General features: G+C 43.0%; 22 protein-coding genes. 15 read left to right on the forward strand and 7 right to left on the reverse strand.

What is annotated here, in order from left to right; genetic code table 11:
* Positions 1-247: 247 nt before the first annotated feature.
* Both murD and JMW90_RS07400 read left to right on the forward strand, forming a co-directional pair.
* Positions 248-1666, forward strand: a complete 1419-nt coding sequence (gene murD / locus JMW90_RS07395) for a UDP-N-acetylmuramoyl-L-alanine--D-glutamate ligase (RefSeq protein ID WP_201562754.1) — start codon at positions 248-250, stop codon at positions 1664-1666.
* Between the two features lie 396 nt (positions 1667-2062).
* Complete coding sequence (locus JMW90_RS07400; protein ID WP_227691897.1) at positions 2063-3259, forward strand: FtsW/RodA/SpoVE family cell cycle protein; 1197 nt, start codon at positions 2063-2065, stop codon at positions 3257-3259.
* A gap of 58 nt (positions 3260-3317) precedes the next feature.
* Here JMW90_RS07400 and gluQRS read toward each other — a convergent pair whose 3' ends face one another.
* The 6 genes from gluQRS to JMW90_RS07430 all read right to left on the reverse strand — a co-directional run bounded on the left by gluQRS (position 3318) and on the right by JMW90_RS07430 (position 9083).
* Positions 3318-4307, reverse strand: a complete 990-nt coding sequence (gene gluQRS / locus JMW90_RS07405) for a tRNA glutamyl-Q(34) synthetase GluQRS (protein WP_201562895.1) — start codon at positions 4305-4307, stop codon at positions 3318-3320.
* A 264-nt stretch (positions 4308-4571) separates the two neighbouring features.
* Positions 4572-5012, reverse strand: a complete 441-nt coding sequence (gene dksA, locus JMW90_RS07410; RefSeq protein WP_201562756.1) for an RNA polymerase-binding protein DksA — start codon at positions 5010-5012, stop codon at positions 4572-4574.
* A 523-nt stretch (positions 5013-5535) separates the two neighbouring features.
* A complete protein-coding gene (locus JMW90_RS07415; RefSeq protein WP_201562758.1) occupies positions 5536-6375 on the reverse strand; it encodes a metallophosphoesterase in 840 nt (279 codons plus the stop codon).
* A gap of 352 nt (positions 6376-6727) precedes the next feature.
* Positions 6728-7561: a metal ABC transporter permease gene (locus tag JMW90_RS07420; RefSeq protein ID WP_201562760.1), complete on the reverse strand. Its 834-nt coding sequence runs from the start codon at positions 7559-7561 to the stop codon at positions 6728-6730.
* Between the two features lie 87 nt (positions 7562-7648).
* Complete coding sequence (locus JMW90_RS07425; RefSeq protein WP_227691898.1) at positions 7649-8446, reverse strand: metal ABC transporter ATP-binding protein; 798 nt, start codon at positions 8444-8446, stop codon at positions 7649-7651.
* A 55-nt stretch (positions 8447-8501) separates the two neighbouring features.
* Positions 8502-9083 carry a Fur family transcriptional regulator gene (locus JMW90_RS07430; RefSeq protein WP_201562762.1) on the reverse strand — a complete coding sequence of 194 codons (582 nt, stop codon included), beginning with the start codon at positions 9081-9083 and terminating at the stop codon, positions 8502-8504.
* A gap of 118 nt (positions 9084-9201) precedes the next feature.
* On the opposite strand from JMW90_RS07430, the gene JMW90_RS07435 reads away from it, so the two are divergent.
* From JMW90_RS07435 to JMW90_RS07495, 13 genes are all read left to right on the forward strand, one after another.
* On the forward strand, positions 9202-10164 hold the full coding sequence (locus JMW90_RS07435; protein ID WP_201562764.1) for a metal ABC transporter substrate-binding protein: 963 nt from the start codon (positions 9202-9204) through the stop codon (positions 10162-10164).
* Between the two features lie 305 nt (positions 10165-10469).
* Positions 10470-10868: an ATP synthase subunit I gene (locus tag JMW90_RS07440; protein ID WP_201562766.1), complete on the forward strand. Its 399-nt coding sequence runs from the start codon at positions 10470-10472 to the stop codon at positions 10866-10868.
* A 662-nt stretch (positions 10869-11530) separates the two neighbouring features.
* Positions 11531-12397 carry a F0F1 ATP synthase subunit A gene (gene atpB, locus JMW90_RS07445; protein WP_201562768.1) on the forward strand — a complete coding sequence of 289 codons (867 nt, stop codon included), beginning with the start codon at positions 11531-11533 and terminating at the stop codon, positions 12395-12397.
* A gap of 33 nt (positions 12398-12430) precedes the next feature.
* Positions 12431-12679, forward strand: coding sequence for a F0F1 ATP synthase subunit C (gene atpE / locus JMW90_RS07450; protein ID WP_010197960.1), 249 nt, complete (start codon positions 12431-12433; stop codon positions 12677-12679).
* A 117-nt stretch (positions 12680-12796) separates the two neighbouring features.
* On the forward strand, positions 12797-13267 hold the full coding sequence (locus JMW90_RS07455; RefSeq protein ID WP_011281283.1) for a F0F1 ATP synthase subunit B: 471 nt from the start codon (positions 12797-12799) through the stop codon (positions 13265-13267).
* A 13-nt stretch (positions 13268-13280) separates the two neighbouring features.
* Positions 13281-13904, forward strand: a complete 624-nt coding sequence (locus JMW90_RS07460) for a F0F1 ATP synthase subunit delta (protein ID WP_201562770.1) — start codon at positions 13281-13283, stop codon at positions 13902-13904.
* Positions 13905-13995: 91 nt separating this feature from the next.
* Positions 13996-15540: a F0F1 ATP synthase subunit alpha gene (atpA, locus tag JMW90_RS07465; protein WP_201562772.1), complete on the forward strand. Its 1545-nt coding sequence runs from the start codon at positions 13996-13998 to the stop codon at positions 15538-15540.
* 315 nt (positions 15541-15855) lie between these two features.
* Entirely contained in the window at positions 15856-16737 is an 882-nt protein-coding gene (gene atpG / locus JMW90_RS07470) for a F0F1 ATP synthase subunit gamma (RefSeq protein ID WP_201562774.1), read from the forward strand.
* 50 nt (positions 16738-16787) lie between these two features.
* On the forward strand, positions 16788-18221 hold the full coding sequence (atpD, locus tag JMW90_RS07475) for a F0F1 ATP synthase subunit beta (protein ID WP_201562777.1): 1434 nt from the start codon (positions 16788-16790) through the stop codon (positions 18219-18221).
* Positions 18222-18336: 115 nt separating this feature from the next.
* Positions 18337-18753, forward strand: coding sequence for a F0F1 ATP synthase subunit epsilon (locus tag JMW90_RS07480; protein ID WP_201562779.1), 417 nt, complete (start codon positions 18337-18339; stop codon positions 18751-18753).
* A 529-nt stretch (positions 18754-19282) separates the two neighbouring features.
* A complete protein-coding gene (locus JMW90_RS07485; RefSeq protein WP_011514631.1) occupies positions 19283-19999 on the forward strand; it encodes a response regulator in 717 nt (238 codons plus the stop codon).
* 388 nt (positions 20000-20387) lie between these two features.
* Positions 20388-22073, forward strand: coding sequence for an ATP-binding protein (locus tag JMW90_RS07490; protein WP_201562781.1), 1686 nt, complete (start codon positions 20388-20390; stop codon positions 22071-22073).
* A 135-nt stretch (positions 22074-22208) separates the two neighbouring features.
* Positions 22209-22388, forward strand: a complete 180-nt coding sequence (locus JMW90_RS07495) for a hypothetical protein (protein ID WP_201562783.1) — start codon at positions 22209-22211, stop codon at positions 22386-22388.
* A gap of 70 nt (positions 22389-22458) precedes the next feature.
* Here JMW90_RS07495 and JMW90_RS07500 read toward each other — a convergent pair whose 3' ends face one another.
* On the reverse strand, positions 22459-23925 hold the full coding sequence (locus JMW90_RS07500) for an ATP-binding protein (protein WP_201562785.1): 1467 nt from the start codon (positions 23923-23925) through the stop codon (positions 22459-22461).
* Positions 23926-24289 lie beyond the last annotated feature (364 nt).

The raw sequence follows: 24289 nt of genomic DNA on the forward strand, positions 1-24289 counted from the left end.
TAGGCTGAACTGGTCGTCAATATAGTGATTCTTTCTACGGTCGCTATTATAGCATTAGCCACTCAATATAAAAACCGCCGTCTCATAGTATAAAGTATTGAAAAATCAGTACCGAAATGTGGTTGATACCGTTATCATGCTATTCATTTTAAGCAGGTTGTTCAGGCGATATGTGCAGTATGTCAATTGCCTGTTTTCTTGATAGCATTTTGTTCGTTTATTTGTTCGTCTCATAAAAGGAAAAGCCATGACCGCTAGCACCGCAGCAACAACCTTACTTCATAAAGGCAGTGGTTTACAAGTCGTGGTCGGTTTGGGGCAGTCGGGGTTATCGGTCGCGCATTATTTGGCTGAGCAAGGCTACCAAGTTGCCATCACTGACAATCAGGAAAATCCCGCGTTAGCAGATAAACTACCTGCTACTATCGATATCAGGCAGTTTGGCGCGATAGATGCAGAGTTATTACAACAAGCAGCACGAATTATTATCAGCCCTGGTATCTCTCTAGATAATGCTGCGATTGCCGCGGCGCGTGCGGCAAATATTCCAGTGGTCAGTGATATTCAGCTATTTTGTGAGGCCTGTACCGTCCCAATCATTGCGATTACGGGCTCAAATGCCAAGAGTACCGTGACCACTCTGGTTGGACAAATGGCGGCAGATGCAGGTATCAATGTTGGCGTAGGCGGCAATATTGGCGTGCCAGCGCTGAGCCTTTTGAGTAATGATAAAATGGAGCTGGTGGTTTTAGAGTTATCCAGTTTTCAGTTAGAAACGGTCACCAACTTAGGGGCGCAGGTCGCAACAGTCCTCAATATGTCGCCTGATCACTTAGACCGTCATGGCGATATGCTCGGCTATCACCAAGCCAAGCATCGTATCTTTCAAGGTGCCAAATCGGTGGTGATTAATCGTGAAGATGCCTTGACCCGACCGTTGGTTTCAGACAGTTTGCCGCGACTGAGCACCGGTATTCATGCGCCTAATAAAGGGCATTATGGGCTTATTACGGATGCAGCAGGGCAGACTTATTTGGCACGTGGTACAGAGCATCTCATATCAGCAGACAAATTAAAGATAAAGGGACGTCATAACCTGCTTAATGCCCAAGCCGCGTTGGCATTGGGTGAGCTTGCTGGTTTGCCGCTTGAGAGTATGCTTAACACTTTGCAGCAGTTTGCAGGGCTTGAGCATCGTTGCCAATATGTCGCTACAGTCGCTGGCATCGATTACTTTAATGATTCTAAGGGCACCAATATTGGCTCAACCATGGCGGCTGTTGAAGGTTTAGGTGCCGTTTATGCGCCAAAAGACGGTAAGCTGCTATTAATATTGGGCGGTCAAGGTAAAGGTCAGCAGTTTGGTGAACTCTCACCTTTTATCAATCAATATGTCAGCCAAGTGCTGTTTATTGGTGAAGACAGTCAGCAGATTGAACAGCATTTACGCGCCGCAGGTCTCAGTGATGAGGTCAGCCTGCATCAATGTCAGACATTGGAAGGAGCTTTTGCGATGATTGAGCAAGTAACGGCAAGTAGTTTGTCGCAAGTACAGGCGGTATTATTGTCGCCTGCTTGTGCCAGCTTCGATCAGTTTAATGGGTTTGTCGCTCGCGGCGAGCATTTTAGCCAGCTCGTCAAGCAGTTAGATGCTGTGTCTCAATAGGCACTATAGTTGGTCCACTTTTAAAGGAGTACAGCACTACTGGGGTTAATTATTCGCAGCCTCTGTCTGCGTAGGCACAGCAAGCAAGAAAATTAACCCCAGTAGTGCTTGATACTATTTGTATTTCTTTTATTTAGGACTGACTATATCATAAGCGGCAAAACCTAAGCGTCTATGTCGTCATATTCAGTCGTATAAAGCGCCTTGTTACAACATTATGTGACCTGCGCCTTATAATCGTAAAACGGCAAGCGTTTTCTGGATAAATGATTGTTTTGCCTATAAATTGCTGCTACTGTCAAAGCAAGGTCTGTCTCATCAAATCTATTTTTTAGTTTTTAAACGGTGGCGTTGCATAAACGCCGTGTTTTTTCGTTTGCTAGTGTATATAAAATTATGGCGCTCTCTTCTCTCTCTCGTTCTTCTTCTCAACCTCGGCAACCTAATGGTTCAGATGGCGTTTTGTCTATGCCATCTGCGCGTGCGATCTTGTTATCAAGCGTTGGCTGTATGTTGGTACTGAGTCTATTAATGGTGGCTTCGGCTTCTATTCCTTTTGCGCTCAGCCGCGGCATGACAGAACTGCATTTTTTTTATAATCAGCTGCTTTATATGAGTATTGGTTTGGCTGTCGCTGCCATTTCTTATCGGGTTGTGTCCTTAAAAACCTTATATAAAACCGAAACCCAATTTATACTCTTAGCTATTACGGGAGCTTTGCTGTTTGCAACCTTATTTAGCACGCCGATTAATGGCTCTAAGCGTTGGCTGAGCTTGGGAGGTTTTAATTTCCAAGTAGCAGAATTGGCTAAGCTGGTGATGATTATATTTGTCTCAGATTTTGTGGTACGCCGCTCATTTGAGGTTCGTAACGGTTGGGATGGCTTTTTAAGGATTGCGTTGGTGGTTGGAATGATAACCTTCCTACTCTTAGCACAGCCAGATTTTGGCTCCTTTGTGGTTATTATCGGCATGGTGTTTGCGATTTTCTATATTGCTGGGGCGCCCTACAAACAGTTTATCGCCTTGGGTGCGGTCGCTGTCGGCGGCGCCGTATTGATGGTTGCGACGGTACAGTACCGGTTGGTACGGGTAATGTCGTTTCTGGACCCTTTTGATGATGTGCAAGATACCGATTATCAGCTGGCGCGCAGTTTAATTGCCTTTGGTCGAGGTCAGTTTACTGGCGTTGGTTACGGTGAAAGTGTGCAGAAACTGTCCCATTTACCAGAAGCGCATACCGATTTTTTATTGGCTATTACGGGTGAAGAGTTGGGTTTCGTTGGGGTCACGATGATTCTGATACTTGAGGCGTTGATTATTGGTAGTGCAATGCGTATCAGTTATAACGCTCTAAAACGTCGGCAGATGCGCATGAGCTATACCGCTTTTGGTATTGCGGTGGTGTTTATTGCGCAGACCATTATCAATGCCGCGATGAATATGGGCGCAATTCCGACCAAAGGTTTGACGATGCCTTTCTTTAGTTATGGCGGCTCATCAATGCTGATTAGCCTAGTGATGGTGGCGGTGCTACTAAAGATTTATAAAGAAAGTCCTGAGATTGAAAAAAGCCAGTGTCGTTATTATTAAGTGGCATTTTTGATTGAGCAAAGCGTCGCTCGTAGCGGCGTTTTTTTGTTATGTGGTTTTATTCTACAGTAGGCATATTTAAAGACTGTTTACCTTGTAATGGCGCGTTATCCCATTGGGCAATCGCTTGATTGAGCATACGATCCGGCGAGTCATGCTCGACTGGCAATTGCCCTAATAGCTGTAATGCATAGGCAAGTAATTTACTTGGGTGGCGAGTGTCGATAGGCTGGGCAAGATTTTGCTTAGAGAGTTTTTGACCATCTTGATTACATATCAAGGGCAGATGATACCAATGATCGATAGTCGGTAAGCGTGCCGCTTGCATGATACTGATTTGAGCCGTCGTCATCGGTAAGATGTCCAAACCACGCATGATATGAGTGACGTGTTGTAGTCCGTCATCAAGACTTGCCGCCAAAATATAATTAATCATACCATCTTGACGCCGAGCCACCATGTCCCCTAAGGTTTGTTGCGGATTATCCCACTGTATGCCCTGAATACCATCATTAAATCCAATACAATAATCTGGCAGCTGAATACGCAGCTTATGTTGCGTCGGACTTAAATCCGCCTCAATACAAAAACGTGGGTAGCGCTGCCTATTAGGTTGTAGGTCGCTATCCACTTTTTTATCATCGTTAATGGAAAAGTCAGTTGATATGTTTGCATCATTAAGCGCTGTCTGCTCTTGCTGTGTCCAATAATGCTCTAAACGCTTACGTGAGCACTGACAGCCATAAGTCAAGGGACTTAAGATTGAAGAGACATAATCATTATAAATATCAATGCGCTCAGACTGAAAAATAACATCGTCATCCCAGTTGAGACCGAGCGCCTCTAAATCTATCAAAATTTGCTCAGTGAACTGTCTGTCGCAACGTTCGGTGTCCGTATCTTCGATACGTAATAACCATTTGCCACCGATGGATTTAATATGACAAAAGCTGGCAAGCGCTGTCGTTAATGAGCCAAGATGAAGCTCACCTGTGGGTGAAGGCGCAAAACGACCAATAGGCTTGGGCAATGTCGTATTTATTGGCATAGGTTTTTCTGATTTAGAGGGGTTAGATGTTTTCAAAATAGCCAGCTATTGTAAAATGACCAGAGAGACAAATAGAATAAACAATCTCATTATAAAAAGATATTTAACATATGCACATATTTTGTTGGTCACTTATCAACCCGCGCACAGCCTATTGATGAAACGAAAAGAGCGACCAATCAATGGTCGCTCGCATTTATTCTCATAATCGTTTAAGAGGGATTGAGTTCGCTATAGGCGTTCATTTATCAAACCTAAGCGCGTTTAGGTATGACCTTGATTTTGGCGCTCTTTAATCTCAGACAAGGTTTTGCAGTCGATGCACTGGGTCGCCGTTGGGCGTGCTTCGAGACGACGCAAGCCAATCTCTACGCCACAAGTCTCGCAAAAACCATAATCATCATTTTCGATTTCTGAAATAGACTTGTCGATTTTGCGAATAAGCTTGCGTTCGCGATCACGCGTACGCAAAGTCAAAGCAAACTCTTCTTCTTGGGTCGCCCGATCATTGATATCTGGCATAGCGCTCGACTCATCTTGAATATAAGTCTTGGTGCGATCGGCTTCACCGATAAGCTGATGCTTCCAGTCTAATAACATCGCCTTAAAGTGCGCTAACTGCTCATCAGACATATATTCTTCGTCTTTGGCAGGTACATAAGGCGTAAACTTAACATCACTTGGATTCGTGGTCAGGGTGCTCATATGGGTATCCTACTTTTTCAAATTAATTCAATAAAACGCACTGTCAAAAGACCAGACGTTATCAATTTACCAAACGCTATAAATTTTCCCTTTATAAAACATTTTACCACTCAGTAATACAGCTGATCTGATTAGGATGGTTATCTTGATATGCCGATATTGATATGTCAATGGTCAAGTATATTGTCATAAATGTTTTTATTTAAATGGTCATGCCAAAATAAAATAATAAATCACTGACTGTGAACACTTAAACTGTGGTCGATGTAGCCATCCTAGCTTTTATAATATGGCCTAATTATATATTAGACTGTTGTCATTTTTATCACTATTTGTCGTGTGTAATACTGTCTTTAAAACACGGCTCTCAAGACAAAGATGCGATTGGTTATAATGATATAAACCTGTACTGTGCCAGCCATTCTAGAATGAATCAAGCAAAATCAGTGAGTAATATAACCGCCAAGCTCAAAGTAACATCATAGCCAAATAAGTAACTGATTCTAGTCAATAAAACTGGTCATCAAGTATCTAGTCTTTCAACCCAGCTTGCAACCTTTCCATTGTTGGCTAATTGCAACCAACGATATCCTGGTCGCAATTTTTTATCATAGGCAAAATTGTCTTCAAATGGCTTGAATTGATAGCAAGTAGAAGGGGTGCTATACACAGTAACGCCTTGATGATGGCGTGTTTGCTCTTGATGAGTATGCCCATTGATAATCACGCTCAGATGAGCGAAGGGCGCAATGTGCTGCCAAAATTCCTCTGCATTTTCTGCCATGTGGTTATCAATCCATTCAGAATCTACGGGCAATATATGATGATGAAGTGCAATGAGCGCCGGCTTAGCACAAGATGCTAGCTGTGCACATACCCAATCAATGTCGGTCGCCGTAATCTTGCCTTCTACCTTGCCAGTAATCGATGAGTCGAGTAGAAGCATCTGCCAATGCTCAGATTCAATCAGATGACAACTAAGCAGACGTGGGTCAGCAGCGCGAGCAATCAGTGTCCGTTGGTAAAAAGGTAAATCCTCATCCGTCTCATCCGTCACATCATGATTGCCAGCGATACAGACAAAAGCAATGCCCGTCTTCTGCAATACTGTAAAAATATGGTCATAGATAGCAGGCTCTACTTTATTAACCAAATCGCCTGTCACAATAATCAAATCACACCGTATCTCTTTGCTTAATGCTTGCTTGATAATCGCCTCAAAACTGTATTGGCAAACGGCGACTTCGCTACTGATTTCATCAGCAGAAGCTGGCACATGTGATGATAAATGCAAATCAGTGATTTGTAATATATTTACCTGTCCGTCTGGCGTGCTGACGGTACTCACAGGATAGCTAGGCATTGAATTTTGTCCTCTATCGCAGAAAAACAATGAACGTTTTTGAGATATCAAGATGATTAAATGCGTCATGACAGGTCAGCAATTACAGCTCACCTGACTTTCCAGCGTCGTTTTTGTAGAGGGCGCCTTAGACTAATAAGAGGGGCATCCCCTCCTGCATAAAGCGCTGTTAGATATAATTGGTATATTTTTAGAGATGTTTAACTATACTATTGATAGCACTAGTGAAATTTTACAACATTAAGCGTATGAAAGCTCTAGCAATTTTAATGAAATAAAGTTCTATAAGGGAGAGAAAAATAGCCATCATATTACTGATAGCTATAACGTGTTATGGAAAATTGTCTGCCTTCTAACGACGTGACGCCCAAAACTTTGCCAATATGGATTTCGATGTGGTCAATTTTGAGATAATTAAGGCAATAAAAAATAAACTGGCTAAGATTAAGACGATAGAGAGTCCTGTTTGTATATCTAGCCAGACACTGCCCCATACACCAAGTGTCACACCGAGTTGAGCAACGATCAGCGCGATGATGACCATTCGTTTTGGCGACGTTGAATATAGACGTGCCGTGAGTGCCGGTAATACCAGCAAGCCACTGATCAATAAGCTACCCACTGCTTGCAAGGCAATCGCACAGAATCCTGCCAATACGCCCATAAAAAACAGTCGTTGGCGTGTGGGATTAATGCCTTGAATACGGGCTAACGCTTCATGCGTCGCCAGTTTAATTTGCGCGGGCCAAATATAGGCCAATAATCCTAACCCGATCAGCACACTACCCGCCAATAACGGTAAATCTGCCCACCCAAGCTCAAGTAAGTTACCAAATAAGAATCCTAATACATTGGCTTGCTGATTGGTAAGCTGAGTCAATGCTAATAGTCCCAAACACAGCAAGGATACCGCAACCACTGCCAGTACCGCATCGGCAGGAAGCCGTTCATCATCAATGAGTACCAGTCCAAACACCACTATGATGCTAACCAAAGCGATACCAATGCCCATTGGCAACTGCCACCAGACCGCTAAGGCGACGCCAAGTAGCGTCCCATGTGCCAGAGCATCCGAAAAAAATGCCATGCGTCGCCACAGTACAAGACAACCTAAGGGCGCAGATAGCAGGGACAAAATACTGCCAGCAATCCAAGCAGGGGCAATGATAGCTAACCAAGCGGTCATAACAGATATCCGTTGAAAATTTTAGGGAGGGTACAGTGAGTAACAAACATATTATAAAATGTCAGGCTCATATGAATGTTCAAGTATTTACCTATATAGATCGCTTACTGCGTGATGTTCACAGGCGTGTGGCTGATGAACATAAGGCTGCTCATAATGATGGCCGAATAGCTTTTGAAATTCACTGCTAATCGCAAGCTCGCTCGGTTGACCCTCACAGCAAATATGCTTATTGAGACAAATCACCCGTCGACTGCCTTTCATCACCCAATGCAAGTCATGCGACACGACTAACATGGCGCAGCGTAAAAAGTCTGGTAATTCATCAATGAACTGATATAGCCAAAGCTCCGTATCAGGATCCAAGCCTTGCATCGGTTCATCTAAAATTAGTAAGTTAGGTTTGTCTAACAAGGCGCGTGCCAACAGTACCCGCTGAGTCTCACCGCCGGATAAATGCAACATTTGCCGCGGTAATAAGTGGTTTAAAGACAAGTTATCAAAAATGAATTGCCGCTGCTCATCATTCAAGCGTCGTTTGTCAGCTTGCGCCAATAAATCGCAGACTCGTAATGGCAAGATTGGTGGCACGGCAAAACGCTGCGGGACATAACCAAGTTGCAACGGTCCATGAGCAGTAATTTGACCCTCAGTAGGGGTAATAAGCCCCAAAATAAGCTTCACCAACGTTGACTTGCCCGCACCATTAGGGCCAATGAGACTTACGGTTTCATTAATCGCCATATCGATATTAATATGCGATACCAAACGTTGTTGGCCAATATGGTAACTGACATCGCTCAAAGTCAGTAATGGCTTTCCATTGTCTGTGCTGACTCTTTGCTTAGAGGGTGGTCGAGTAGAGGGTGATACTAATTGGTTCATGAGTTGGCAGCTAATAGTTTAAAAATTAATGAATAGAAGAATATTTCGCAGCGCTTTATCGGCAAGCTTGGCAGCGCCCTCTAAGCTCAATGACACTACGGGCAACCGTAAAACCAATGTCTTTTTCAGCAAAACTGATCATCTCTTGGACCGGTAAACTGCTACATTCTTGTACGCGCTGGCATTGATCACAAATTAAGAACGCCGCCGTATGCTGAGCCCGTGGGTGACAACAAGGAACATAGGCATTAATAGAGGTCAGCTGATGAATCAGGCCTTCGCTTAACAAGAACTCTAAACTGCGATAAACGGTCGGCGGCGCCACATTTTTTGCGCCATCAATCTCATTATCACTGTCTAATAAACGTGCTTGCTGTAATTGAGTGATGAGATCATAAGCGCCAACAGGCTTATTGGCTTGTAATACCAGCATATATATCTGTTCACGTAAGGGCGTAAAACGTACGCCATGTGTACGACACTGCTCTTTGGCTGCTGCCAGCCGCTCGGCCACGTCATGTTGCGTAAAGTCTTGCACCTCGTGAACATGACTGTCATACAACTGTCTGCCGTGTGGGCAATTATCGTCTACAGGGCCACTGGCCGATGACTGACAGGCTGATGAAATAGTGGACATCGTACAAGCTCCGAAAAATAAATTAGCACTTTTAATTGTTATAGTATAACATAATGAAAATTAGAAAGAACGTATCTTCTATTATTTTCATTTATTCGATTAACAGGATTGCCTGAACATGACCGCTCACCGTCACAATGCCGATAATGCTATAAATAATCTCTTACATACTATCACTTCCTTTAACACGTCATCTTTTAATAAATGTTGGCGCGCACTGTTACAGCCACAACGTCTGCTGATCGCGGCACTTATGATACTAAGTTCACTGGCAATGAGTGCACAAGCCGCTACCGTCAGTGTAAGTAATTATCCGCTATTCTTATTAAGTGAGGCGGTGACCAAAGGCGCGCCATCAGCTGAGCAAATATTGGACCCAAGTGAAGTCGGTCATCACGGCAGTATCAGTCCCGGCGATATCAAAGCGATTCAAGACAGTAAGTTTGTGGTGTGGTTTGGCGCATCACTAGAGCACAACTTAGCCACCAGTTTAGATAAAGCGCCTAATGCCATCTCACTATATGCTTTCGATGCTTTTAATCGGCATCCACTACGTGACGTACAAGGAGTTCCTATTGCTGGCACGTTAGATCCTCATATCTGGCTTGATCCTGAAAACGCCAAAGCTATTACTCGTGCGTTAGCGGTGATTCATAGTCATGCCAATCCGCAATATAAAAAGCTCTATCATGCCAACGCAAAGAAATTTGCTGAGCGTATGGATGCAGCAGTTGCCTCTATACAACAGCAAAGCGCACAAAATAGCATTTTACGAAAGCATCCTTACTGGGCCTATCACGATGCTTATCAATACCTAGAGCGCGCTACTCAGTTACAATTTGCAGGTAGTTTGAGTGTTGATGAAGATATAGCGCCCAAAGCCAGTCAGTTGCGCTGGGTCAACGAGAACCGTCCGTCCAAAACCATGTGTATAGTGACGCAAAGTGAACCGGCTAAAGGCTTGCTTGCCAAACTACGACCAGTGAATAGCACGGTACAATCAGAAGATATGAGCAACAGTAAAGACTTTGTCAATGGTTGGCAGATGATGGCGCAGCAAATTCGCCAATGTATATCATAATAGAAGCATTAAAATTAGTGATTGAAATCATTAATCAAGCGTCGCTAAAGACTGCGACATGGCTTCGATATAGCTTCGATAAAAGACCGGTTATCTACATATAAGTACCGGAATTGTTGATGATTGAGATAGATGACTGATAAAAGGTATATTTTACTTGCTTAAAAATGGCTCGCTCCCTATAATAAGTTGCGTTTAATTTTGGTTAAAAGGTAACATCTATAGAGTAAGCCATTCACGGATAATAGTGTCGCGATGATGTTAGATAGCTATACAATCCAAATGTTTAAGGCTATAGAAATACCATGACCAAGCCTGCCAAACGCACACAAAAAGATAAAATTGGCATTTATATCAAACGTCAAGCATGGATACTATTTATCCTTATTATTACTGCTTGGCTTGTAGATACGATGTGGCTGCACAGTGCGCTAACTGTTGCAAAAAGCACCGCTATTGGTGCATTGCTGAGTTTTGCCACACAAGCGGTCTTTGCTTTTTTTATCTTTTGGTATACCGGTTATCGCGCGCGCTTACATATTGTTAGCCAGCTTTATCGGGGTCAGATGGCCAAATGGCTATTGACTGTGTTTGGTTTCGCACTAATTTTTATTACCGTACAACCCCTATCAGCGCCTGCGCTGTTTATCGGTTTTATGGTAATGCAAATTAGTCACAGTTGGATGTTGTGGCATATACGCTAGTGTAGATAAAGGATAGCTATTTTATAGTTGCCTTATTGAATGCACTGAGCCGGTCACCCTGCTGTCCAACTTCTCTATGACTATTTAGTAAGTCAAAATATAAGCATTGTCTTAAAATAGCAGCGATAATGGTGATATAAGTTTTCGATATAAAAATATAGGCAGTTATTTGCGGGTAGGAGAGCGTTTATTGCTCTTTATAATTAAATTCTTACAATTTAATTAGTGACGCAAAGCCATGTTAACAAACGTGGACGCCCTTAACTTATTCATACAGTAGATAAAAAAGTCATAATTGACTTTACACGAATACAACGCTGCATTAATATAGGCGCCTAAATATCTTGCTTACGATCGCTGTATTAAGCGTTTATCGTGTCAAAACGAACGAAGCTAACAATATATGATATTTTCCGTACACATTAAAGGGCCATTAATGAATAATGATAAGCCCTTTTTTGATAGCTAAAATTTATCATCAGCTAGCAAATTTAGTATGAGTAACAGAACTATGGGTTGGATGTTATTGTTTACAGAGGCGCTTTAGAATCGTTTGTTTATCTGCATTGAAACGATGCAGCTGCAAGCGCTAAAAACCTCATCAGATGACAACCGTATTTTTTGGTAGTTGATAAATCGTTGACTAATAAGAAGCTTATATTATGGCAGGCGAGCAAACGACAACAGAGTATATCTCTCACCACTTAACGAACTGGACTTACGGCTATCTGCCGGGCGAAGGTTGGAAAGTTGCCTATACTGCTGAAGAAGCTAGTGCAATGGGCTTTAAAGCTATCCACCTTGATTCCATGCTTTGGTCAATTGGTTTGGGCATTGTTTTCTGCGCTATCTTTTGGATGGTCGCTAGAAAAGTCACTTCAGGGGTGCCGGGTAAATTACAGGCCGCTGTTGAGATGATCGTTGAGTTCGTTGATAACAACGTGCGCGACTCTTATAGTGGTACCTCAAAGCTGATTGCGCCTTTGGCGTTGACCATCTTTGTGTGGATATTCTTAATGAACTTGATGGATTTACTACCCGTTGATTTTGTTCCAGGCCTTGCCGGACAAATCGGCGCCATGATGGGACATGATCCGCATCATGTGTTCTTTAAGATCGTTCCAACCACAGATCCTAATATCACCCTTGGCATGTCTTTTTCTGTCTTTATACTTATTCTTTTCTATAGTATTAAAGAAAAAGGTCTGGGCGGCTTTGTTGGCGAGCTGACACTGCATCCGTTTAGTGCCAAAAATCCTATCGTACAAATTATTTTAATACCCATCAACTTTATCTTAGAGTTTGTTACTTTGATAGCCAAGCCTATCTCTTTAGGTCTGCGATTATTCGGTAACATGTATGCCGGTGAGTTGATTTTCATACTGATTGCTCTCATGCCGTTTTGGATTCAATGGGCGTTATCAGTACCGTGGGCTATTTTCCACATCTTAATTATTACCCTTCAAGCGTTCGTATTTATGATGCTGACGATAGTTTATATGTCACTTGCATCATCAACTGAACATTAATTAGACATTCAATAGGTAAATGAGGATACATCCATGGATCCAGTATTAGGTGGTTACACAGTTATCGCAGTAGCACTACTTATCGGTTTAGGTGCACTAGGTACAGGTATTGGTTTTGCTATTCTAGGCGGTAAATTCCTAGAAGGCGTTGCGCGTCAGCCAGAACTTGGTTCACAATTGCAAACTCGTATGTTCATCGTAGCAGGTCTTCTTGATGCTATTCCGATGATCGGTGTTGGTATTGCTATGCTATTGTTGTTCGCTAACCCTCTAGCAGGTTAATCAGAAAGCTCAGTTGTAAATGTTTGGTAGTCAAAATTTGTATCTTAACCATAGCCAAAGTTTGGCTATCAAATATGATCAATGAAACTGATTTTTCATTAACAAAGAGGTGATCACGTGAATATCAATTCTACCCTCATCGGTCAAGCCATTGCTTTTGCAATCTTTGTGATGTTCTGCATGAAATTCGTGTGGCCACCACTTATCGGCGCAATTAACGACCGTCAGCGTAAAATTGCTGAAGGCTTAAATGCCGCAGAAAAAGCAAAAGCAGATTTGGCGACCGCGGAGCGAGATGTACAGCAGGAGCTTGATCTTGCAAAGACTAAAGCTGCTGCTCTGATCGAGCAAGCAAACAAAAGCGCCAATCAACTTGTTGAAGATGCAAAATCGCAAGCCCAAGTGGAAGGCGAGCGCATTCGCCAACAAGCACAAGCGGCAATCGACCAAGAAATCAATCAAGCGCGTGAGTCATTACGTGCCCAAGTTGCTGAATTGGCGGTACTTGGTGCAGAAAAGATTTTGCAAGACAAAGTCGATGTGCAAAAACATGCCAGTATGTTAGACCAACTGGCGGCGAAGCTGTAATTGTGAGGATATAATGGCTGACTTATCAACCTTAGCACGACCGTACGCTAAAGCCGCGTTTGACTATGCCAATGAAAACGGGGCAGTAAATGAATGGGAAGACTTCCTATTTGTTGCCGCCACCGTTGTCAAAGACAAGTCGTTCAGTACTTGGCTAGACAATCCAGCTGTTTCTGCTGAGCATAAGTCAGCTGCTTTGGTCGATCTTTATGATACGCAAGTAGCTAGCGCTAATGATTCTGCTTTTAAGCAGTTATTAGAGGCAAATAAAGGGGTTCGCCCTGACAGCAACGCCAGCTATCCAAAAGTATCAGTAGCATTTAGTAACTTCGTTAAACAGTTATCAGAACAAGAGCGTCTGGCGCTGCTTCCTGAAGTTTATGAGCATTATCGCCGTCACAAGGCAGTAAGCTTAAAGCAGCTTGACGCTTATGTGACCTCTGCTTATCCATTAACCGATGATCAGCGTGATATGCTGCAAGCACGTCTTGCTGCGTCGCTAAATGCTAGCGTGGTGATTCATGAATCGGTGGATGCCAGTCTTTTGGCAGGCGTTACGATCAAAGTCGGTGACAAAGTCATTGATGATTCGATGCGCGGCAAGTTACAACAGTTAAAAACACAGCTAACGGCCTAATGCCAATCATTAACGTAGCTTAAGTAAGCATGCGTGATATAAGAGCATTTACGTCAGTGGCGGGTTATCATAAATTAAAGGAAACAAGGCAATGCAACAATTGAATCCAGCGGAAATCAGTAACCTGATTAAGCAGCGCATTCAAGACCTTGATGCGGGTGCAACTGCAAAGAATGAAGGCACGATTGTCAAAGTATCTGACGGTATCGTGCAGATTCATGGTCTTGAAGATGCCATGTACGGCGAAATGATTGAGTTTGAAGGTGAAGTCTATGGAATGGCGCTTAACTTAGAGCGTGATTCTGTTGGCGCAGTAGTACTGGGTGACTTCCTAAAACTACAAGAAGGTCAAAAAGCCTATTGTACTGGTCGTATCCTTGAAGTTCCGGTAGGTCCTGAGTTGCTTGGCCGCGTTGTTGATGCTTTAGGTAACCCTATTGATGGCAAAGGTCCTATTAATGCCAAAATGACCGACAAAGTCGAAAAAATCGCCCCAGGCGTTATCGATCGTCAGTCAGTTGATCAGCCAGTCATGACAGGTTATAAATCTGTTGATACTATGATTCCAATTGGTCGTGGTCAGCGTGAGCTTATCATTGGTGACCGTCAGACGGGTAAAACCGCGATGGCTATCGATGCGATCATTGCCCAGAAATCATCTGGTATTAAGTGTGTATACGTCGCAATCGGTCAGAAACGCTCGACCATTGCCAACGTGGTACGTAAGCTTGAGCAAACGGGTGCCCTTGAATATACGATCGTTGTCGTAGCGTCAGCATCAGAGCCAGCAGCACTACAATATATCGCACCGTACTCAGGTTGTACAATGGGCGAATACTTCCGTGACCGCGGCGAAGATGCTCTGATTGTATTTGATGATTTATCAAAGCAAGCTGTTGCTTATCGTCAGATTTCACTCCTATTACGCCGTCCGCCAGGTCGTGAAGCGTATCCAGGGGACGTCTTCTATTTACATTCACGTTTACTTGAGCGTGCATCACGTGTAAACGCCGCGTACGTAGAAAAATTCACCAATGGTGAAGTAGTTGGTAAAACAGGTTCTTTAACCGCACTACCGATTATTGAAACTCAAGCTGGTGACGTCTCTGCATTCGTACCAACCAACGTGATTTCAATCACTGATGGTCAGATTTTCTTAGAATCAAGCCTATTTAACTCAGGTATCCGTCCGGCTGTGAACGCTGGTATTTCGGTATCACGTGTTGGTGGTGCTGCTCAGACTAAGATTATCAAAAAACTCTCTGGTGGTATCCGTACTGCGCTAGCTCAGTATCGTGAACTTGCTGCATTTGCACAGTTTGCATCAGACCTTGATGACGTAACGCGTGAACAGCTTGACCATGGTGAGCGCGTGACTGAATTGATGAAACAGAAGCAATATCAGCCAATGTCTATCTCTGAGCAAGCCGCTGTTATCTATGCGTCAAACGAAGGTTTCTTAGCTGACGTTCCTGTTGAAAAAATCGGTTCTTTTGAAGAAGCTTACTTACGTTATATGCATGATGAGCAAGCCGACTTAATGAAAGAGATTGATGATACTGCGAACTATAATGATGATATCGCAGGTCGTTTAAAGTCAGCTTTAGAGACTTTTAAACAAAATCACAGTTACTAGTTTGCTAACGACTAAGTTTACTAACGACTAAGTTAATAAATACTAAGTTATCGGGTTAAGCCAGATTTGTTGTGGCTTTAGTGTTAGAGCTTATTGAGTGGCGCGTTGTCTGATAAGCTTTTTATTAAGACAGCAGCGCCACTTTAGTCACAACTCACGGTATATGGTTGCGTCATGCCACAAGATATTGAAACATTAAAACAATGATGCAATGCTACAATCTGGCAGTGCTACATTGTTAATAAGAACCCCGTTTTATATTAAAATATTGTTGCATGCGCCAATGCTTTTTAACCCTCTTATATTGGAATCATTATGGCAAACTTAAAAGAAATACGTGCCAAAGTCACCAGTATTCAAAGCACCCAAAAAATTACTCGTGCCATGCAAATGGTGGCTGCAAGTAAAATGCGCCGTGCCCAAGAGCGCATGAGCGTGGGTCGCCCGTATGCTGATAGTATGCGCCGGGTTATTTCGCATTTGGTGCACGCCTCATCAGATTATAAACATCCGTATATGGTAAGCCGTCCAGTCAATAGAGTTGGCTATATCGTCATTACCTCTGACCGTGGTCTTGCTGGTGGTTTGAATATCAACTTGTTCAAAGCATTAACAAAAAGCATCCAGCAATATCAAGCTCAGTCTGTACAGGCTGAATTTGCCGTTATTGGTGCCAAGGGTGTCAGCTTTTTTAAAAGCTTTGGTGGTAAAGTCACCTCAGCCGTCACTGATTATGGTGATAAACCTACCTTTGAGCAGATAAACGCACCGGTTCAAGCGATGCTTGACGATTATACGAACGGTAAAATAGATCGCATTTATGTGGTTTATAATAAATTTGTCAATGCAATGACCCAAAAGCCAACGGTTAATCAGTTGGTACCTTTACCAGAGAGTGCTTTTGGTGAAGAAGAAAGCGGCATTCAAACAGAACTGAGCTGGGATTATATCTACGAGCCTGATATCAAAACATTGATTGACGAATTGCTTGGCCGTTATATTGAGTCGATTGTCTATCAAGCGGTAATGGAAAACATTGCCTCTGAGCAGTCCTCACGTATGGTTGCGATGAAAGCGGCGACAGATAATGCTGGTGACCTAATTAACGATTTACAGTTGGTTTATAACAAGCTGCGTCAAGCGGCGATTACCCGAGAAATCTCGGAAATCGTTGGCGGTGCTGCTGCTGTTTCATAATTGAAACCCTTTATAAAACCCACTATATACAGAATTTCAAGGAGAACGCAATGAGTAGCGGTCGTATTGTACAGATTATTGGCGCGGTTCTTGACGTTGAGTTCAACCGTAACGAAGTTCCTCAGATTTATGATGCCTTACAAGTAGACGGTACTGAAACCACCCTAGAAGTACAGCAACAGCTAGGTGATGGCATCGTACGTACTATTGCGATGGGTTCTACTGAAGGACTAAAGCGCAACCTACCGGTTACCAATACTGGTGGTCCGATTTCTGTGCCAGTAGGTATTGGTACGCTAGGTCGCATCATGGATGTTCTTGGTCGTCCTATCGATGAAGAAGGTCCAGTACAAGCAGATGAGCGCTGGTCAATTCACCGTGAAGCGCCAAGCTATGCAGAACAGTCAAACAGTACTGAGTTGCTAGAGACTGGTATTAAAGTCATCGATTTACTTTGCCCGTTTGCTAAAGGTGGTAAAGTTGGTCTGTTTGGTGGTGCTGGTGTTGGTAAGACCGTCAACATGATGGAATTGATCAACAACATCGCGCTTAAACACGAAGGTTTATCAGTATTTGCTGGCGTTGGTGAACGTACTCGTGAAGGGAATGACTTCTATCACGAAATGCAAGAAGCTGGCGTTGTTAATACTGAAGACTTCAGTAAGTCCAAAGTGGCGATGGTATACGGTCAGATGAATGAGCCACCGGGTAACCGTTTACGTGTTGCACTGTCTGGTTTGACCATGGCTGAATACTTCCGTGATACCAAAGATCCTGCCACTGGCAAAGGTCGTGACGTATTGCTATTCGTTGATAACATTTACCGTTATACACTAGCCGGTACTGAAGTATCAGCACTGCTTGGTCGTATGCCATCAGCGGTTGGTTATCAGCCAACACTCGCTGAAGAGATGGGTCAGCTACAAGAGCGCATTACTTCTACGCAATCAGGCTCTATTACTTCTGTACAAGCAGTATATGTACCTGCAGATGATTTAACGGATCCATCACCAGCGACTACTTTTGCTCACTTAGATGCAACTGTGGTACTGAGCCGTGATATCGCCTCACAAGGTATCTACCCTGCGGTTGATCCACTAGATTCAACGTCACGTCAGCTTGATCCATTGGTTATTGGTGAAGAGCATTACAACGTTGCTCGTGGTGTTCAGGAAGTTTTACAGCGCTATAAAGAGCTTAAAGACATCATCGCAATTTTGGGGATGGATGAGTTATCAGAAGAAGATAAATTAGTCGTTTATCGTGCTCGTAAGATCCAGCGCTTCTTGTCACAGCCATTCCACGTCGCCGAAGTCTTCACTGGCGCACCTGGTAAATATGTACCACTACGCGATACCATTGCTAGCTTTAAAGCAATCATCGCTGGTGAATATGACAGCTTACCAGAGCAAGCCTTCTACATGGCTGGCGGCATTGACGAAGTCGTTGCTAAAGCTGAAAAAATGAAGTCTTCTGCAGCGTAAGTAGTATGAGTATTGGCTAATGAGTAGGTATAATATAAATCTTATATCTACTCCTCAGTAACGCATTGCAGTTTTTACTGTTTTTTGATCGCGCTTTGATAGTAAGGAATTAAGTATGGCAACGTTACAATGTCGCGTCGTAAGTGCTCGTGAAGAGTTGTATTCAGGCGAAATTAGCATGTTAATAGCTAGTGGTACCGAAGGCGAGATTGGTATATTGCCAGGTCACACCCCGCTTATTACTTTGCTCAAGCCTGGCGCAATGCGCATCCAAACGCCAAATGGCGAAGAAGAAGTGATTTATGTGTCAGGTGGCGTACTAGAAGTACAGCCAAAAATGGTCACCGTACTTGCTGATACTGCTATGCGTGCACACAATCTTGACGAAAGTAAAATCGTTGAAGCGCGTAAAAAGGCAGAGCAAATGCTGGTTAATCAATCTGATACCGTACAAACCAATGCAGCTTTGGCATCATTGGCAGAATCTGTCGCTCAGCTACAGACCATCCGTAAGTACAAAAACCGTGCTTAATTTTTTTTGCAAGGGTGATTATTTACTCTTGTAAGCAATAATAAAAAAACAGTCCTATAGGGGCTGTTTTTTTATGGCTGATGGTTTTATATCCACCAACAGTACTTTTTAGCTTTTAGTCGAAAAGCCACTAGCAACAATGGTGATATATGGTTATATTAAGGGTTGAAAAATAGTTTGCTAAGTTATATGGTTAAGCTGTTTTACCTGCTTTACTTAATGATCTGGCTTACGGTTGAAAGGTTTAAACATAACAAAACGGTTAGTATCAAATAAAAGTTATTTGATACTTTTTGATTGCGATAAATAGTATGATTTTTGGACGTAAACTAAAATTTTAATGGTCGTAGTTTATAGGTTTTGTTAACGACTATAAGCTATAGTATAGGAAGCTGTAGGTTTAATAGTATACTGTGCTGCCAAGTTTGTAACAGCTATATCAACAGCAGTTGCACTATTTTGTAGTGCTATTCATTTTACTGCTCTTATTTTGACTACTTTTAAATGAGATGTATTAGAGGATATAACAATGACAACGAATGATGATGACAACACCCCCCGAATTTTGATTGTTGAGGATGATGAGCGTCTGGCTATGTTGACCCAAGATTACTTGGTTAAGAATGGTCTAGAGGTGGCGATTGAAACGGATGGTAATCGCGCCATTCGTCGTATTGTCAGTGAGCAGCCAGATTTGGTCGTACTTGATGTTATGCTTCCAGGTAGCGATGGTTTGACGGTCTGCCGCGAAGTACGTCCACATTACCAAAACCCAATCTTAATGCTGACGGCACGCACAGAAGATATGGATCAAGTATTGGGTCTTGAGATGGGCGCGGACGACTATGTTGCCAAGCCGGCTCAGCCACGTGTTTTATTAGCACGTATTCGTGCGTTATTACGCCGCTCAGAAAATGCACCCTCTGAAGATGTGCCGCAGCGTTTAGAGTTTGGCGAATTGGTCATCGATAATGGTGGTCGTTCAGTGAACCTAGGCGATGAGTTGGTAGACTTTACCAGTGCTGAATATGACTTATTATGGCTACTTGCTTCTAATGCTGGACGTATTTTATCGCGTGAAGATATTTTTGAGCGCCTACGTGGTATTGAGTATGATGGTCAAGACCGCTCTATTGACGTACGTATTTCGCGTATTCGTCCAAAAATCGGTGATGATCCAGAAAATCCAAAACGTATTAAAACCGTACGTAGTAAAGGCTATTTATTCGTGAAAGAAGGCAACTAATCACCTATTTTTGCTATGAGTTTTGATTGTTCATCCCTATGTAATAAAAAACCAGCGTGAAGCTGGTTTTTTAGGGTTTAAATATTAAGTTTTTAACCTTAATTGCTGCATTATGTGGTTTAATTAAGCGATAATTTTATATGTCAGTTTAATCATCATTTAATACATATAGTCAAAATACTCTAAAAACGCTACAGTACTGCTGGTACAAATTTTTTGCAGCCTCTGTCTGCATGGGCACAGCAAGCAAGAAAAATTGATACCAGCAGTATATAATGTGTCGATATTACTTTTCACTGACTATATCACAGCAAATATTATCCTATATTATTTATGATAGGTATGCTTCTATTCATAACACGTATTCATTAGGTTGGTCACGGCACGTATGTCATTAGTCTCTTCTCTCAAACACAGTATTTTTGTTCGTATTTATGCAGGGCTCTTGATAGTCTGCTTGTGTGTGGCACTGTTTGCCCAGCTATTAATGGATACCATCAATAAAGAGCGCGTACAATCTTATCGTGAAGACATGGCGACTGGGGCGTTTTATATCGTGAGCGAGGGCTTGGCTCATCAAGAAAACGAGACGCAGCGTGATTATTGGTTATCTGATGCCAGCAGCTGGTTTGGTTCAGAATTTAAGATTGTGCCCATTGATGAGGTGGATTTTAATGCCAGTGAGCTGCGCCGTTTTGAGAAAGAAAACACGGTCGTGCGCTATGTGAGTCAACTGACCTCTGCCGATGTCTATTATCGCCTACCAGACAATCAAGGTGTTTTGACTGCGCGTATCTCACAAGTGACTGAACAGCAAGTCAGAGCTATCGCCGTATTTTTGCTCGATGATTTGTCCTATTATATTACCTTGTCTGATAAACGTACCCGTTTGGCACAGCTAGAAGAAAAGTTTTCATTCCCTTTAGCATTTAAAGCGGTAACGGCGCTCGATTTGGATTCTGATCAGATGGCGCGCTTGCGCCGTGATGAAGTGGTTATCTTATTGCAAGATACCAATACCAGTAAAAGTAACTCATCTATCAAAGTGATTGTGCCGTCTGAAATCAGTGATATGGCGATTTTGATCGGTCCAGTACCTTTGTTTAATTGGTTTCCACTAAACTTGATCGTCAGTATGATTTTGATCAGTATGTTTTTGATCAGTTTGGGTGTATATGCACTGATTTTCCCACTCGAGCGTAAGTTGCAATTGATTCAAGTCGGGGTCAGTGAAGTCAGTAAAGGCAATCTTGAGATTCAGGTACAGGTTATCGGTCAAGACGAAATTGCCCGTTTGGCGGCAACCTTTAACGCTATGACCTCTCATATAAAGCGTTTGATTGAGTCGCAGCGAGAGCTGACGCGCGCGGTATCGCATGAATTGCGCACGCCAGTGGCTCGTATTCGCTTTGCGGTCGATATGCTGGCAGATACTGAGGATGAAGACTCACGTTTTATGCAGCGTGATTTTATTGATGAAGATATCGAATCGCTTAATGGTTTGATTGATGAGATGTTAACTTATGCCAAACTTGAAGAAGGCTCGCCCAAACTAGATTTGGAACCAGTTAATCTTCGAGAGCTGCTTGAACAAATTGAGCGTGAAACCAATGCTTTAGGCAAGCCTATTAAAATTGTCACCAAGCTGCCAAATGCTAAAGTAGAGGCAATAGCAGATAGACGTTACTTACACCGCGTGATTCAGAATTTGGCTGGTAATGCTTTGCGTTATGCAGAGACTACAATTATCATCAGTGCAGGGGTGAAAAAGGGCAATGCCTTTGTCAGTGTTGAAGATGATGGTCACGGTATTCCAGAAGCGGATCGTGAAAAGGTTTTTATCCCATTTTCGCGCTTGGACGACAGCAGGACACGTGCCTCAGGTGGCTACGGTTTGGGCTTGTCTATCGTGTCACGTATTGCTTTTTGGTTTAATGGTCGTATGAAAGTTGATGAGAGCCGCGATCTTGGTGGCGCACGTTTTGTGATGATATGGCCTATCAAGCCACTGACACAAATCCTAGCTGCCGATGAATTAACCCAAGAAAAGAGCGAGCGCGACTTCGATGCTTAAGGTATTTCTAAAACAGAGTAGCATCGTAGGTTTTTAAATTGAATCGACTATCAATACGCTGTTTTTAACTGTTTATAAATAGCGTAATAAATTATTTATTGCTGTCATTTATTCTTTAACGGAGGAGGGCAAAGGATGCCGTATTTATTTGGGGGTTTGGTTGTATTAAATGCTGTGACGCTAGGATATTATTTATTCTTACAGCAGCCAAGCACCACTCAGACGCTAAAAGCGGCGCAGGATGAGATTATCCAGCCTTTAGCGTTTACCAACAGCGCTGAATATATTCCACCTGTCATCGGTAGCAAGCAATAAGTTTTATAACCGTCGCACTTTTTATCTTTAAAGACAAACCACGATAGCCAGTCGTTGTTTTTTAGCGTTATTAATTTGCGATATTATCCATGACAGGGTTTTTATCGGGATTGATATCCAAAGGCTGTTCTCCGGCAACTTCCGAGATGAGAGGGATGCGAATACAGACTTGCAAACCACCATCTGGATGATTAATAGCCTCAACTGTTCCATGATGTAAGCGCGCGATACGGTCAACAATCGCCAAGCCTAAACCGCTCCCTTGGGTGGTACGCGCTGATTCGCCACGCTCAAACGGCTGCATGACACGCTCAAGTTGGTCTTCTGCCACCCCGCCGCCGCAGTCTCGCACACAGATAATCAACTGCTCTTTTGCTTCTTTATTAACGGTGTTCTCAGTCACGACATCGCTGTACTCTATCACTTCCTTTTCTACAAAGGTTGGCATGACAACAGCGGACAGATAAATAGGCGGCTCACCATAACGCTTGGCATTATTCACCAGATTGATAATCAGGCGCTTAATTGACATAGGGCGTACGGGCACAAGCTTGCTGCATTCTGACTGATAAATAAACGCTAGCGGCGCAAATTGCACCATAATCTCATTAAATATGGTATCTAAATTGGTGAGGCGGACAGGCTCATCCGAGCCGTCTTTCATAAACGAGATAAATTGCTCCAAGATAGCATCCATATCTTCGATATCGTAAATCAACCCTTCACGAAAAAAATCATCGGGCAGCATCTCAGCGGTTAGACGCATACGAGTCAGCGGGGTGCGCAGATCGTGGGAGATGCCTGCTAGCATAATCGTGCGCTCTTTTTGCGCTTGATTAAGGGTGGTAAACAGACGGTTGAAAGCCATATTTACTTGGCGAATTTCGGTAGGGCCATAACGCGTCGGTAGCGTTGTCGCATGACCCAACTGAATATAGTTGGTGGCTGCCCGCTGTAAATAACGAAGGGGACGATTTAATTGACGAGCCAATAAAATAATCGTCAACAGTGTCAAAATCGGTAGCCCAAACAAAAACAATATCAGTAAAGCTGGGCTGTACTGCGAATAATAAACCACTGGCTCGCGTATCCAAAAACTGCTATCGCGACTGTCTTGTACCCAAAGCTGAGGAGTCGGTTTGAACTTAAAATATACCTCAACTGGTCGCCCTAGTTGCGCACCGATTTCGCGCTGCAACACATCGGTAAAAACGCTGACAAAGGCTTTGTCGGCAACTTCTGGAAAGTCACTCGGATTATCGACCACCACCACATGCGAGTGCTGATAAATCCACTGCCGCACTTCAGGGTTATCCTTCCAGTCTCGATTGGCACTGTTAATCAGCCGAAGCTCACTGGTCAAATAGCGCGCATGGCTTTTGAGCTCTGGTAAATACAGACTGCGCCAAAAAAATAAAATCGACACCCCAACGCTGATGAGTACAATAAAAGCCACCATCAAAGTGGTCAGCAGACTGTTAGAGTAAGAGCGGGGTAACCAGCTTTTATGAGTCAATGGTAGGTTTGGCGTGGTCATAGGAATCCAAATGATGATGAGGCAGTGACAGATGCTATTGCTAGAATAGCATAAACCAGTAATAGCGCTGCCAGCTTTCATCACTCACTATCATGAGACACGCCGTTCAAGATAAAAAAATGAGAGCAGACGACATGAACATCACTTATATAGTCAGTCCTAAATAAAAGAAGTACAAATGTTATAAAGTACTACTGGGGATAATTTTTCTTACTTGCTGTGCCTATGCAGACAAAGGCTGCGAATGATTAATCCCAGTAGTGCTGTACTCCTTTAAAAGTAGATTAACTATAGTTATGAGTACGATTTATGAATGTTATTTACAGCGATAACGATTTAAGCTATTGTTAATAAATAATTAAAT

The organism is Psychrobacter glacincola (genome assembly GCF_904846215.1).
In the GTDB taxonomy this organism is placed as follows: Bacteria; Pseudomonadota; Gammaproteobacteria; order Pseudomonadales; family Moraxellaceae; genus Psychrobacter; species Psychrobacter glacincola.